Raw genomic sequence first — 13393 nt, 5'->3', positions numbered from 1 at the left:
TTTATCTACCCGGTTGCCTTTACACTCTTCCCCACCCCGCCGGTGTGCCGACGGGCGCACCCCGCTCGGGCCCGCGGCGGCCGGCCGGGGGCCGTCCCCCCCGGCCGGACTCCGTGGGGATCAGCCCTGCGCGGAGATCCGCGCCAGGCGCTGCGCCTCCTCGCGGGTGGACACCGCGATGGCGTCCTCGTCCGCGAAGAGCAGCCGGTTGTTCTCGACGATCTGCTTGCCGTTGACGAACGAGGCGGTGACCGGGGCGGCCGCACCGAAGACGAGCGCGGTGACCGGGTCGGCGATCGAGGAGTGCAGGAAGGTGTTCAGGTTCCACAGCACCAGGTCGGCGCACTTGCCGACCTCCAGCGAGCCGATGTTGTCGGCACGGCCGAGGACCTGGGCGCCGCCGTAGGTGCCCAGGCGCAGCGACTGGCGGGCGTTGAGCGCGGCCTCGCGGTGCACCGGGTTCAGGCGGTTGATCAGCAGCGCGTTGCGCAGCTCGGTGTGGAGCTCGCCGGACTCGTTGGAGGCGGTGCCGTCCACGCCGAGGCCGACCGGGACGCCGGCGGCCAGCATGTCCGGGACGCGGGCGATGCCGGCGGCCAGACGGGCGTTGGAGGACGGGCAGTGCGCGACACCGGTCTGGGTACGGGCGAACGCGGCGATGTCGGAGTCGTTCATGTGGACGCTGTGCGCCATCCACACGTCCTCACCGAGCCAGCCGGTCGACTCGAAGTAGTCGGTGGGGCCCATGCCGAAGAGCTCGTGGCAGAACTTCTCCTCCTCGACGGTCTCCGAGCCGTGGGTGTGCATGCGCACACCGAGGCGGCGGGCCAGCTCGGCGCCCTGCTTCAGCAGCTCGGTGGAGACCGAGAAGGGGGAGCAGGGGGCGACGGCGACCTGGGTCATCGCGTCGAAGGAGGCGTCGTGGAACTTCTTGACGGTCGCCTCGGTGTCGGCGAGGGCGCCCTCAAGGGTCTCGACGGCGTGGTCCGGCGGCAGGCCGCCGTCCTTCTCGCTGCGGTCCATGGAGCCGCGGGCCAGGGTGAAGCGGACGCCCATCTCGGACGCGGCGCGGATGATCGCGCCGGAGAGGTCGCCGGAGTTCTTCGGGTAGACGTAGTGGTGGTCCATCGCGGTGGTGACACCGCCGCGGGCCATCGCGGCCAGGGAGCCCTGGGCCGCCGTGTACGCCATCTGCTCGTCGATGCGCGCCCAGGTCGGGTACAGGGCGACGAGCCAGTTGAAGAGGTTGTGGTCGGTGGCCAGGCCACGCGTGATCCACTGGTAGAAGTGGTGGTGCGTGTTGACCAGACCGGGGGTCACGAGGTGCCCGGTGCCGTCGATGCGGCGGACGACGTTGTCGAGGTTCTCGGGGGCCTTGCCCGCGCCGACGAACTCGATCTTGTTGCCTGCGATGACGACGTGACCCGAGGCGTATTCGGTGTCGTTGGCGTCGACGGTCGCGATCGCACAGTTTTCGATGACGATGCGCTCTACGGCGTCGTCATGGGCTGCCGATGCTGCCATGGGACTTCCTCGTGCTTTCAGTGGCGGTGCGGGCACGGCAAAACCCTGGGGATTTGAGTGCCGGAGCCGGGGGCCTGACAGCTGACAGTACTGCCGCCCCGTGGGTTGCGTCCGGGTGCCGATTCAGGAAGCTGTGGGGGTGTCGCCCCGGGGCCACTGCGGAGCCCCGGGACGCGCGTGCACTGCTTAGAGGTTGGTCATGTCCACGGGGATACGGGCGTCAGCGCCGTCGCGGAGGACCGTCGCCTCGATCAGACCGTACGGACGGTCCGCGGCGAAGTAGACCTCGTTGTCGTTCTTGAGGCCGAAGGGCTCCAGGTCGACGAGGAAGTGGTGCTTGTTCGGGAGCGAGAAGCGGACCTCGTCGATCTCCGAACGGTGGTTGATGATGCGCGAACCCATCTGGTACAGGGTCTGCTGCAGCGACAGGGAGTAGGTCTCCGCGAAGGCCTGGAGCATGTGCTTCTTGGTCTCGGCGTAGGACTTCTCCCAGTTGGGCATCCGCTGCTCGTCGTCCGACCAGTTGAAGCGCCAGCGGCCCGACACCTGGGTGGCCAGGATGCGGTCGTACGCCTCCTGCAGGGTCGTGTACTTGTCCTTCACGTAACCCCAGAACTCGGAGTTCGTGGAGTTCATGACGATCAGGTCCTTGAGGCCGGAGATGACCTCCCAGTTCTGGCCGTCGTACGTGATCTGGGTGACGCGGGTCTCCATGCCCTTGCGGACGAAGGAGTGGTTGACCTCGTCGGAGCCGATGAACTTGGAGTTGGCGTCCGAGGTGGCGATCCGGTCCCAGGCGTACTCCTCGATCCGGATGCGCGCGCGCTGGATCGGCTCCTGGCTGTTGACGAACCAGCGCGCCAGGTGGATGCCGAACTGCTCGGCGGACTCGATGCCGTACTCCTTGGCGAACGCGTACACCGTGTTCTTGGTGGTGTCCGTCGGGAGGACGTTGGCGTTCGAGCCGGAGTAGTGGACGTCGTCCATGTCGCCGGAGAGGGCGACCGAGACGTTCAGGTCCTTGATGTGGTGCGTGTCGCCGTCCCGCGTGATCTTGACGACGCGGTTCTCTGCTTTGCCGTACTGGTTCTGGCCCAGAATCGTGGCCATGCTAGCTCCCTCGGTAAACGGAGTAGCCGAACGGGTTGAGCAGCAGCGGTACGTGGTAGTGCTCGCCCGGGTTCACCGCGAAGGTGATGGTTACCTCGGGGAAGAACGCACCGCTGTCCCTTACGCGGGGGGCGTCCTGCTGCGCCTCGGCTTGCTTCTTTTCGAAGTACGTCTCGGTCTCGAAGTCGAGGCGTACGTGTGTGGTGCCCTCCGGCAGGGCCGGCAGGTCCTTGCAGCGCCCGTCGGCGTCGGTGGCGGAGCCGCCCAGGGCCGCCCACTCGCCGTCGAGGCCCGCGCGGGCCGACAGGGAGATGGCGACGCCCTCGGCGGGGCGGCCGATGCTGGTGTCCAGAATGTGCGTGGACACCGACGCGGTGGTCTCGGTGCTCATGGTCACTCTCCTTCTGCGAGCTCGACGAGGCGGGTCAGACGGATCCTGTTGATCTTCACCAGTTCGCCGCGCGCGATCTCTCGCTCCCGCTCGGCGGAGTTCTCGATCCGGACCTTGACCGCATCCCGCATGAACTCACCGGTGGCGCCGGTGGCGCAGATGAGGAAGACGTGGCCGAACTTCTCCTGGTAGGCCAGGTTCAGTTCCAGGAGCTCGTTCTTGAGCTCCTCCGAGGCACCGGCCATGCCACGCTGCTCGCGGGCGGAGGTCGGGTCTCCCGGCTTCGGCCGGCCGATCGGCGCGTGGCCTCCCATCGCCTCGGCCAGGTCGTCCGCGGTGAGCTCGGCCATGGCGGCCTCGTTCGCGGCGTACAGGGAGTCGGCGGTGGCGAAGGGGCGCTGGGCGAGCATCTTGCTCCCCCACGCCGAGCTGGCGCACACCTCGTGCAGCTCGGCCGTGGCCGCGCTGTCGTCCAAGGTGTTGAACCGGGTCAGACCCGGGGTCGGGCTCGAAGTCACGGTAGGCCTCCGTGGCCTGTTGTTGCTTTGACGGGCTGCGCATAGCTAACGCCCTCGACAACACGGCGTCAACACTTTGTTGAAACTTCCTGTACACAAAAGCCGCCGCCCGGGTGAATTGGGCGGCGGCTCGTGACCGTCGGTGGAGCAGCCCTCACTCCTGGCTGTTCTGCTTCGTCGTTTTGCCGGGCCGATTCTGAGTACCGGAGTCCCGGTTCAAATAGTTGTAGACGGTGAAACGGCTTACGCCCAGGGCTCCCGCGACCGTTTCCACGCCGTGCCGGACGGAGAAGGCGCCCCGCGCTTCCAGTATGCGCACCACGTCCTGCTTGGACTTCCGGTCGAGCTGCGCCAGCGGGACTCCGTGTCGCCGCTCCAGCGCGGCCAGGATGTGGTCCAGGGAGTCGGAGAGCTGCGGCAGGCGCACGGCCAGCAGCTCCTGCCCCTCCCACGTCAGCACGACGTCGTCGGGCTCGGCCTGGGCGGGGTCCATCAGCTCGCCGCCCATCGCGTCCACCAGCGGCTTGACCGCGGTGACGAAGGGGTGGTCGCGGGGCTCGGTCATGCTCCGTCCTCCCCGATCACATTGACCTGGAGCGAGACGCGCGTGGCGCCGGCGTCCAGCGCGTCGCGCAGCAGCTCGGCCACCGCGCCCAGCACCCGGCCGGATTCGCCCTCGGCGGTATTGCCGAACGGGCCCACGTCGACCGCGTCGAGCTGGGCCTTCTGGATGACCTCCCGGGCGGCCACGGCGTGGGCGGGGGCCTCTTCGAGGTCGAAGGGCTCGGTCGTGAACTCCACTCTCAATCGCACGCCGCCCAAGCTACCCGGCAGTCCTGAGATTCAGGGAGCCGGCACTTGACAAGTCGGACGGTCGGCTTGCAGTCTTCCATCAAGCAGAAAATAACTTCCGCAATACGGAAGGAGCGCACACCCCTCATGGGATACACCGACCAGCGCTTCGATGTGAACCTTTCGATCCTCTTCACGGAACTCCCGCTCCTGGAGCGCCCCGCGGCCGCCGCCGCGGCGGGCTTCACGGCGGTCGAGCTGTGGTGGCCCTGGATCGAGACCCCCACCCCCGCTCAGGAGGAGCTCGACGCCCTCAAGAAGGCTCTTGAGGACGCCGGCACCCAGCTGGTGGGCCTGAACTTCTACGCCGGCCAGCTGCCGGGCCCGGACCGCGGCGCGGTCTCGGTCCCCGGTGAGGAGTCGGAGCGCTTCAACGCCAACATCAACGTCGCGGCCGACTTCGCCGCCTCGGTCGGCTGCAAGGCGCTCAACGCCCTCTACGGCAACCGCGTCGAAGGCGTGGACCCGGCCGTCCAGGACGAGCTGGCCCTCAAGAACCTGGTCGTCGCGGCCCAGGCCGCCGACCGCGTGGGTGCGATCCTCCTGATCGAGACCCTCAACAAGCCCGAGTCGCCGCTCTACCCGCTGGTGAGCGCCCCGGCCGGCATCGAGGTGGTGGACAAGGTGAACGAGGCCACCGGCCTCGGGAACGCCAAGTTCCTCCTCGACCTGTACCACCTGGCGATGAACGATGAGGACCTCTCCGAGGTCATCGAAAAGTACGCCGCCAAGACCGGGCACGTCCAGATCGCGGACAAGCCCGGACGCGGTGCCCCCGGCACCGGCGAGCTGCCGCTCGAGGACCTCCTCGACCAGCTCAAGAAGGCCGGATACCAGGGCTACGTAGGCCTGGAGTACAAGGCCGCCGACGCCGCCGCGTCCTTCGAGTGGCTGCCGGCCGAGGCCCGCGCCGCCAAGTAGGCGGACAAAGTCCGGGCGATCAGCCAGGCACCTCACGCACTTTTCGTACGAAGTATTAAGAGAAGGACCCTCATCATGAGCAACCTCCCCAAGATCGCGTGGATCGGTCTCGGCATCATGGGCTCCCCCATGTCCGAGAACCTCCTGAAGGCCGGCTACTCGGTCACCGGCTTCACCCTGGAGCAGGACAAGCTGGAGCGCCTGGCCGCCGCCGGCGGCACCGCCGCCGGCTCGATCGCCGAGGCCGTCAAGGACGCCGACGTCATCATCACGATGGTGCCCGCCTCCCCGCAGGTCGAGGCCATCAACTACGGCCCGAACGGCATCCTGGAGAACGCCAAGTCCGGCGCGCTCATCATCGACATGTCGTCGATCACCCCGCAGACCTCCGTGGACCTGGCGAAGAACGCCGCCGAGAAGGGCATCCGCGTCATCGACGCCCCGGTGTCCGGCGGCGAGGCCGGCGCCATCGAGGCCGTCCTGTCGATCATGGTGGGTGGCGAGCAGGCCGACTTCGACGCGGCCCTGCCGATCCTCGAAGCCCTGGGCAAGGTCATCGTCCTGTGCGGTCCGCACGGTTCCGGCCAGACGGTGAAGGCCGCCAACCAGCTCATCGTCGCGGTGAACATCCAGGCGTGCGCCGAGGCCGTCGTCTTCCTCGAGAAGTCCGGCGTGAACCTGGAGGCCGCCCTCGACGTCCTCAACGGCGGTCTGGCCGGCTCCACGGTCCTGACCCGCAAGAAGGACAACTTCCTGAACCGCGACTTCAAGCCCGGTTTCCGGATCGACCTGCACCACAAGGACATGGGCATCGTCACCGACGCCGCCCGCAACGTCGGTGCGGCCCTGCCCGTCGGCGCGGTCGTCGCCCAGCTGGTCGCCTCGCTGCGCGCCCAGGGTGACGGCGGCCTGGACCACTCCGCCCTGCTCCGCGCGGTCGAGCGCCTCTCCGGCGCCCAGGTCTGATCCCCCCGCGGCCCGCTCCCCCGGGCCGCCCCCCCCTCACGGGGGCCCGAGTTTCCGGATGGTGTCGGTGCTGACACCTGTCCTGTCGCGCCCAAGCGCCGGCACCGTCCGGATTACCTCCACATTCTTTCTTTCAACAAACTGTTGACTGTGCGTTCACGCCGAAATTAGGCTGTTCCGCATGACGGAAGACGCTTTCCGTCAGCAGTTACCCGTACGGAAGGTCACCATGTCGAAGCGCACGCTGACGACCGAGTCCGGCGCCCCGGTCGCCGACAATCAGAACTCCGCCACCGCCGGCGTCGGTGGCCCGCTCCTGATCCAGGACCAGCAGCTCCTTGAGAAGCTCGCCCGCTTCAACCGTGAGCGCATCCCGGAGCGTGTGGTGCACGCCCGCGGCTCGGCCGCGTACGGCTACTTCGAGGTGACCGACGACGTCACCGCCTACACCTCGGCGAAGTTCCTCTCCGAGGTCGGCAAGAAGACCGAGACCTTCCTGCGGTTCTCCACCGTGGCCGACTCCCTCGGTGGCGCGGACGCCGTCCGCGACCCGCGCGGCTTCGCGCTGAAGTTCTACACCGAGGACGGCAACTACGACCTCGTCGGCAACAACACCCCGGTGTTCTTCATCAAGGACCCGATCAAGTTCCCCGACTTCATCCACTCCCAGAAGCGCGACCCCTTCACGGGCAAGCAGGAGCCGGACAACGTCTGGGACTTCTGGGCGCACGCCCCCGAGGCGACGCACCAGATCACCTGGCTGATGGGTGACCGCGGCATCCCGGCCTCCTACCGCCACATGAACGGCTACGGCTCCCACACCTACCAGTGGACCAACGCCCAGGGCGAGGCCTTCTTCGTCAAGTACCACTTCAAGACGAACCAGGGCATCCGCTGCCTGTCGGGCGAGCAGGCCGCCGAGCTCGTCGGCAAGGACGCGAACTCGCACCAGACCGACCTGCTCCAGGCCATCGAGCGCGGCGTGAACCCGAGCTGGACCCTGTACGTCCAGGTCATGCCGGCCGCCGAGGCCGCGGACTACCGCTTCAACCCGTTCGACCTCACCAAGGTGTGGCCGCACGCCGACTACCCGCTGCAGCGCGTGGGCCGCCTGGTCCTCGACCGCAACCCGGACAACGTCTTCGCCGAGGTCGAGCAGTCGGCGTTCTCCCCGAACAACTTCGTCCCGGGCATCAGCGCCTCGCCGGACAAGATGCTCCAGGGCCGTCTCTTCGCGTACGCCGACGCCCAGCGCTACCGCCTCGGTGTGAACCACACCCAGCTGCCGGTCAACGCCCCGAAGGCGACGAAGGCCGACAACTACGGCCGCGACGGCGTCATGGCGCTGCGCAACGGCTCGCGCCACGACAAGAACTACGAGCCCAACTCGTACCAGGGCCCTGCCGAGACCGGCATAGCCCTCGGTGCCCCGAAGGCCGTCTCCGGCTACACGGGCACCCACGAGGCCCCGGCCCACACGAAGGACGACGACTTCTTCCAGGCCGGTGAGCTCTACCGCCTGATGTCGGAGGCCGAGAAGCAGCGTCTGGTGGCGAACATCGCCGGCGGCCTGTCTCAGGTCACCCTTGAGGACGTCATCGAGAAGAACCTGGCTCACTTCCACGCCGCGGACGCCGACTACGGCAAGCGCGTCGAGGAGGCCGTGCGCGCCCTGCGCGACGCCTGAGCCCCACAGATGTACCGGGGGCCTGACGGGAGGTCAGGCCCCGGGTGCTGAGCCCGCGCCGCGGACCCGGATGAGGGGTGGTACGCGGTGCGGGCCGACTGCGCCAGCCTTTGCGGCTGGCGCCGCGTGAGGACCGTGGTGGGCGAGCGAGCCAGTGCGGTGGTAATGGGTTCCGAGGCCCGTCTCTTGACCTGAGGGAGACGACGCCGGAGTTCTCGTCGCCCGCCCGCCACGGTCCCAGCCACTCCTCCATATAAGGGGCCGCGCACAGAGTCCCCTTATATAGAGGAGGACCGGAGGACCGGAGGACCGACTCCTCCGACCTCCCACCTCCCATAGTCTCCGCCCGGCGGTGCGAACGTCCTGTCGCGCCAGCCTCGCTCCGTCGGGCGGTAACAACCAGAGCGCCGAGTCACGGACGGTCCCGTGACTCGGCGCTTTGTTGTTGGGGGGTGGGGTGGGGTGGGGTGGGGTGGGCTGCCTGGGGCGGGGCCGGGTGGGGGGCGGGGCCACGGGTGGGCGGGGCCGGATGGGCGGCCGGGGGCACGGGTGGGCGGGGTCGCACTCAGCGGTCTCAGAGACGGTATGGGGTTTTCCCGTCAGTCTCATCGTCCTTCCGCGTCGGGACGGCCTGTCAAGGGCGCTCCCTTCGGTCGCGTCGCTTCGCGATGGCCTTCGGCCACCCTTGACAGCCCGACCCGCCACGGAAAGACAAGGACTGCCGGGAAACCCCCAAAAGAACGGGACGGTTGTTCATTGACCATCCGGCTCCCTCAGGGATGAGGCGAGCAGACCGGGTCCGGTAGACCGGGCATCCGGCCCCTCCAAATCCAGATTCGGGGCCAGGGGCCGCCCGGCGCCCCAGATCGCTACGCGCTACCCAGATTTCGGCGTCCAGCGGCCGTCTGGGGCCGATCCCCGCACCCAAGGACGATGAAATCGTCCTCCGGGCCCGCCAGGCGCATCGGATCGCTACGCGCTTCTCATTTCTCGGCGTCCGGCGGCCGTTTTGGGCTTGTACCTGCACCACAGGACGACGAGGACGTCATCCCGGCCCAGGACGGCCGTCGGACGCTGGGCAAAGAGGAGCGCGTAGCGATCTGGCGCGCCAGGGGAATCCGGAGACCCTCCTGATCGTCCTTGGGTGCGGGTATCGGCCCCAGACGGGCGGCGGACGCCGAAATCTGGGCAGCGCGTAGCGATCTGGGGCGTGGGTTGCCCCTGGTCCCGAATCAGGATCTGGAGGGGCCGGATGCCCGGCGAGGCGGACCCGGTCTGCTCGCCTCATCGCTGAGGGGCTGGTCCTGTAACTGTCGACCGGCCCGTCCTTTTGGGGGTTTCCCGGCAGTCCTTGTCTTTCCGGGGCGGGACGGTCTGTCAAGGGTGGCCGAAGGCCATCGCGAAGCGACGCGACCGAAGGGAGCGCCCTTGACAGGCCGGCCCGCCCCGGAAGGACAGTGGGACTGACGGGAAATCCCCAAGGCATCTCTGAGACCGCCCCACCGGGACCCCGAACACCCCCGACCCCGCCCCGCCGTCCCCCGCCGCCCGGCCAGCCCCGCCCCCCTCAAGACCCCGCCGGTACCGGCGCCCACAAGCTGTGGAACGTGAGGCGGGAGGCCTCCACCGCATGCCGCTGGTCGGCGTGGAGGACGCCCAGGGCGTAGGCCGTCGCCGGGGCGATGCGCGGGGTGCGGGCCGCCGTTGCCGAGGCGGTGGCCGCCTCCGCGGCGTTGCGGTGCTGGTTCAGGGCCTCGCTCGCCTCCGCCAGGCGGGGGGCGTCCTCGCCCAGGGCCTCCCGGGCGTAGCGGTGCACGCGCAGCAGGCGGCGTACCTCGTGCCAGGCGGCGTCCGCGTGCGCCGAGTACGGGGCCGCGGGGTCGGTGGCCGGGAGCGCCGAGACCGCGGCGTCCAGGCGGGTCTGCGCGACCGCCGCCAGCGGGGTGAGGACGTCCCCCACGCGGCCGCCCGCCGCCACCGGGTCCAGCGGGACCTCCGAGGCCAGCACCGCCACCGCGTCCGCCACCGCGTGGAACCGTGCCGACCCGAGGGCCTGGAGGGTCGCCGAGTGCGCGCGGGTGCGGGCGAGGGTGAGCTGGCGCTCCAGCAGGGCGCCCGCCCGGGCCGAGCCCACCGTCAGCGCGCCCCCGGGCGTACCCCGGGGCGCCGGGACCTCGGGGGAGGCCGAGAGGCGTTGCAGGGCCTCCAACAGGCGTGACAGCCGGGCGGCGTAGGCGTGCTCGTCCGCCAGGGTGGAGGAGAGCCAGACGAGCTCGGTGCGCAGCGGGTCCGCCCAGCCGGACTCCGTGACGACCCGGAACGTGCTCAGGGACGCGGCGATCCGGCGCGCGGCCCCCCGCAGGCCGTGCGCCGCCTCTCCGTCCTCCCCGGTGTCGGGGCCGCCCCCCGCGCCCGCCGCGCCTGCGTCATGCAGGCGCAGCGCGCGCAGGAAAGCGGTGGCCTGGGAACGCAGGTAGACGCCGAGCACGTCACCTGCGGTCGGGTCATGGTTTTGCTGAGCCACGCCGGCGCCTCCGGGCGTCTATGAGCATCTCCTGTACGTGCCGCAGCGGCAGGCCTTCGGCGTCGGTGCTGTGCCGGGTCCATTCGCCGTCCGGGCCCAGGTGCCAGGAGGAGGTGGCGTCGGACATGCCGGTCTCCAGCATCCGGTCCAGTGCCGCGCGGTGGCCGGGGTCGGTGACCCTGACCAGTGCCTCGATGCGGCGGTCGAGGTTGCGGTGCATCATGTCGGCGCTGCCGATCCACACCTCGGGTTCGCCGCCGTTGCCGAAGGCGAAGACCCGGGAGTGCTCCAGGAAGCGGCCGAGGATCGAGCGGACCCGGATGTTCTCCGACAGCCCCGGGACGCCCGGGCGCACGGCGCAGATGCCGCGCACCCAGATGTCGATCGGGACGCCGGCCTGGGAGGCCCGGTAGAGGGCGTCGATCAGGGCCTCGTCGACGATCGAGTTCATCTTCAGCCGGACGGACGCCGGGCGGCCGGACCGGTGGTGGTCGGCCTCCTTGTCGATGCGCGAGATCAGCCCGTCGCGCAGGGACTTCGGGGCGGTCAGCAGCCGGCGGTAGGTCTCGCGCCGGGAGTAGCCGGACAGCCGGTTGAACAGGTCGGAGAGGTCCGCGCCGACCTGCGGGTCGGCGGTGAGCAGGCCGAGGTCCTCGTACAGGCGGGCGGTCTTGGGGTGGTAGTTGCCGGTGCCGACGTGCGAGTAGCGGCGCAGGGTCTCGCCCTCCTGGCGGACGACCAGCGACAGCTTGCAGTGGGTCTTGAGGCCGACCAGACCGTAGACCACGTGGCAGCCGGACTCCTCCAGCTTGCGCGCCCACTTGATGTTCGCCTGCTCGTCGAACCGTGCCTTGATCTCGACGAGGACGAGGACCTGCTTGCCGGATTCGGCGGCGTCGATCAGCGCGTCGACGATCGGCGAGTCGCCGGAGGTGCGGTACAGCGTCTGCTTGATCGCGAGGACGTCCGGGTCGGCGGCGGCCTGTTCCAGGAAGGCCTGTACCGACGTGGAGAAGGAGTCGTACGGGTGGTGCAGCAGTACGTCCCGCTCGCGCAGGGCGGCGAAGATGTCGGGCGCGGAGGCGGACTCCACCTCGGCGAGGTCACGGTGGGTGCCGGCGACGAACTTGGGGTACTTGAGCTCGGGCCGGTCGAGGGAGGAGATCCCGAAGAGGGCCGTCAGGTCGAGGGGGCCGGGCAGCGGGTACACCTCGGCGGCGGAGACCTTCAGCTCCTGCACGAGGAGGTCGAGCACGCCGGGGTCGATGGACTCCTCGACCTCCAGGCGCACGGGCGGACCGAAGCGGCGCCGCATGAGTTCCTTCTCCAGGGCCTGGAGGAGGTTCTCGGCGTCGTCCTCCTCGACCTCCAGGTCCTCGTTGCGGGTCACGCGGAACATGTGGTGCGCGAGCACCTCCATGCCGGGGAACAGCTCCTCCAGGTGCGCGGCGATGACGTCCTCCAGCGGGACGTAGCGCTGCGGGGAGGCTTCCAGGAAGCGGGAGAGCAGCGGCGGCACCTTGACGCGGGCGAAGTGGCGGTGGCCGCTGACGGGGTTGCGCACGACGACGGCCAGGTTCAGCGACAGGCCGGAGATGTACGGGAAGGGGTGCGCGGGGTCCACGGCCAGCGGGGTGAGCACCGGGAAGATCTGGTTGCGGAACAGGGTGAAGAGGCGCGCCTGCTCCTTCTCGGTGAGGTCGGGCCACCGGATGAGGTGGATGCCCTCCTCGGCGAGCTGCGGGGCGATGTCCTGCTGGTAGCAGGCGGCGTGCCGGGCCATGAGCTCGCGGGAGCGGGTCCAGATGAGGTCGAGGACCTCGCGCGGCTGGAGGCCGGAGGCGGAGCGGGTGGCGACGCCGGTGGCGATGCGGCGCTTGAGGCCGGCGACGCGGACCATGAAGAACTCGTCGAGGTTGCTCGCGAAGATCGCCAGGAAGTTGGCGCGCTCCAGCAGCGGGGTGGTGGGGTCCTCGGCCAGTTCGAGGACGCGCTCGTTGAAGGCCAGCCAGCTGCGCTCGCGGTCGAGGAAACGGTTGGCGGGGAGCTCGCCGGTGTCGTCCTTGTCCTCGTAGGCGTCGAGGTCGGCGTCGAGATCGGGGTCGAGGTCGACGCGGGCCGTGGTGGTGGGACCGGTCTGGGGCCGGTGGGCGGCTATGGAGCCGATACGCGACTTCGCCGGTGTTTTGGAGGCGGCGGAGGCGGCGACGGAGCTGTGAGACGGGTGCTGGGCGGGGACCTCGGTGGGGCCTGCGCTGGGCTGGTGGCTCATGACTCCATTCTTCCGCGCACGGGGCAGGACAGGCGCGTCGGAAGTGTCCGCGGTCAGGCGGAGTCGGGGCTGCATGCTGGGAGGCTCGCAAGCGCGTCTGAATGCCCGGTTAATGGCGTATGGCTTCCAGACTCCGGCTGTAAGCCGGATTCCCGGCCGGTACGCCTGACCGGGTGCGTTCGCCTCAGTCGCCCTCCGCGAGCCGGTCCACGAGCGTCCGCCCCTCCCGCGCGCCCCGCCGCAGCAGCAGCCCGCCGACCGTGTGCAGCTCGGCCCAGGCGTGCGGTGGAGGCTTCCCGCCTCGTGTTCCACGGCCTGTGGGGGCTGGTCGGGGCGGGGGTCCTGAGGGGGAGGGCCCGCTATCTCCCCCGCGAGGGGTGGGGGCGGGGCGGTGGCCGCCCACCCGCCTCCCCGGGTGCGGGGTGGTGGGTCGGGGGCGGGAGCCCGGCGGGCGGCGGCGGACGGCGAGGCGGGGTCTGGTGGTGTTCGGGGTCCCGGTGGGGCGGTCTCAGAGCAGCCTTGGGGCTTTCCCGTCAGTCCCACTGTCCTTCCGGTTCGGGCCGGGCTGTCAAGGGCGCTCCCTCCGGTCGCGTCGCTGCGCGATGGCCTTCGGCCACCCTTGACAGCC

The 13393-nt window shown here is 69.8% G+C and carries 11 protein-coding genes; 3 read left to right on the top strand and 8 right to left on the bottom strand.

All coding sequences use genetic code 11. The features are described from left to right. Positions 1-120 precede the first annotated feature (120 nt). The 6 genes from AB0F18_RS35435 to AB0F18_RS35410 all read right to left on the bottom strand — a co-directional run bounded on the left by AB0F18_RS35435 (position 121) and on the right by AB0F18_RS35410 (position 4356). Positions 121-1524, bottom strand: coding sequence for an 8-oxoguanine deaminase (locus tag AB0F18_RS35435; RefSeq protein ID WP_362068413.1), 1404 nt, complete (start codon positions 1522-1524; stop codon positions 121-123). A gap of 186 nt (positions 1525-1710) precedes the next feature. Beyond that, complete coding sequence (pucL, locus tag AB0F18_RS35430) at positions 1711-2634, bottom strand: factor-independent urate hydroxylase (RefSeq protein ID WP_045947381.1); 924 nt, start codon at positions 2632-2634, stop codon at positions 1711-1713. Between the two features lies 1 nt (position 2635). Next, positions 2636-3025, bottom strand: a complete 390-nt coding sequence (gene uraH, locus AB0F18_RS35425; protein WP_079430425.1) for a hydroxyisourate hydrolase — start codon at positions 3023-3025, stop codon at positions 2636-2638. Positions 3026-3027: 2 nt separating this feature from the next. Next, the gene (uraD, locus tag AB0F18_RS35420; RefSeq protein WP_362068409.1) at positions 3028-3543 is read right to left on the bottom strand and encodes a 2-oxo-4-hydroxy-4-carboxy-5-ureidoimidazoline decarboxylase; all 516 of its coding nucleotides are present in this window, start codon (positions 3541-3543) and stop codon (positions 3028-3030) included. Positions 3544-3697: 154 nt separating this feature from the next. Beyond that, entirely contained in the window at positions 3698-4108 is a 411-nt protein-coding gene (locus tag AB0F18_RS35415) for a helix-turn-helix domain-containing protein (RefSeq protein ID WP_362068406.1), read from the bottom strand. Next, positions 4105-4356, bottom strand: coding sequence for a hypothetical protein (locus AB0F18_RS35410; protein WP_362068403.1), 252 nt, complete (start codon positions 4354-4356; stop codon positions 4105-4107). The genes AB0F18_RS35415 and AB0F18_RS35410 overlap by 4 nt, the downstream gene beginning before the upstream one ends. A gap of 126 nt (positions 4357-4482) precedes the next feature. Between AB0F18_RS35410 and AB0F18_RS35405 the strand changes: the two genes are divergently transcribed. From AB0F18_RS35405 to AB0F18_RS35395, 3 genes are all read left to right on the top strand, one after another. Continuing rightward, entirely contained in the window at positions 4483-5316 is an 834-nt protein-coding gene (locus AB0F18_RS35405; RefSeq protein ID WP_362068400.1) for a TIM barrel protein, read from the top strand. A 75-nt stretch (positions 5317-5391) separates the two neighbouring features. Then, positions 5392-6282 carry a 2-hydroxy-3-oxopropionate reductase gene (locus AB0F18_RS35400; protein ID WP_362068397.1) on the top strand — a complete coding sequence of 297 codons (891 nt, stop codon included), beginning with the start codon at positions 5392-5394 and terminating at the stop codon, positions 6280-6282. A 229-nt stretch (positions 6283-6511) separates the two neighbouring features. Further along, positions 6512-7969, top strand: a complete 1458-nt coding sequence (locus tag AB0F18_RS35395; protein ID WP_362068416.1) for a catalase — start codon at positions 6512-6514, stop codon at positions 7967-7969. Positions 7970-9536: 1567 nt separating this feature from the next. Here AB0F18_RS35395 and AB0F18_RS35390 read toward each other — a convergent pair. Together AB0F18_RS35390 and AB0F18_RS35385 are read right to left on the bottom strand one after the other, a co-directional pair. Further along, on the bottom strand, positions 9537-10493 hold the full coding sequence (locus tag AB0F18_RS35390; protein ID WP_362068394.1) for a CHAD domain-containing protein: 957 nt from the start codon (positions 10491-10493) through the stop codon (positions 9537-9539). Beyond that, positions 10474-12765 carry an RNA degradosome polyphosphate kinase gene (locus tag AB0F18_RS35385; protein WP_362068391.1) on the bottom strand — a complete coding sequence of 764 codons (2292 nt, stop codon included), beginning with the start codon at positions 12763-12765 and terminating at the stop codon, positions 10474-10476. Before AB0F18_RS35385 ends, AB0F18_RS35390 begins: the two co-directional genes overlap by 20 nt. Positions 12766-13393 lie beyond the last annotated feature (628 nt).

Source organism: Streptomyces sp. NPDC029216 (assembly GCF_040648015.1).
Lineage (GTDB): Bacteria > Actinomycetota > Actinomycetes > Streptomycetales > Streptomycetaceae > Streptomyces.
Note: the sequence above shows the minus strand (reverse complement) of the source record. Positions and strands in the feature narration are given on the sequence as shown.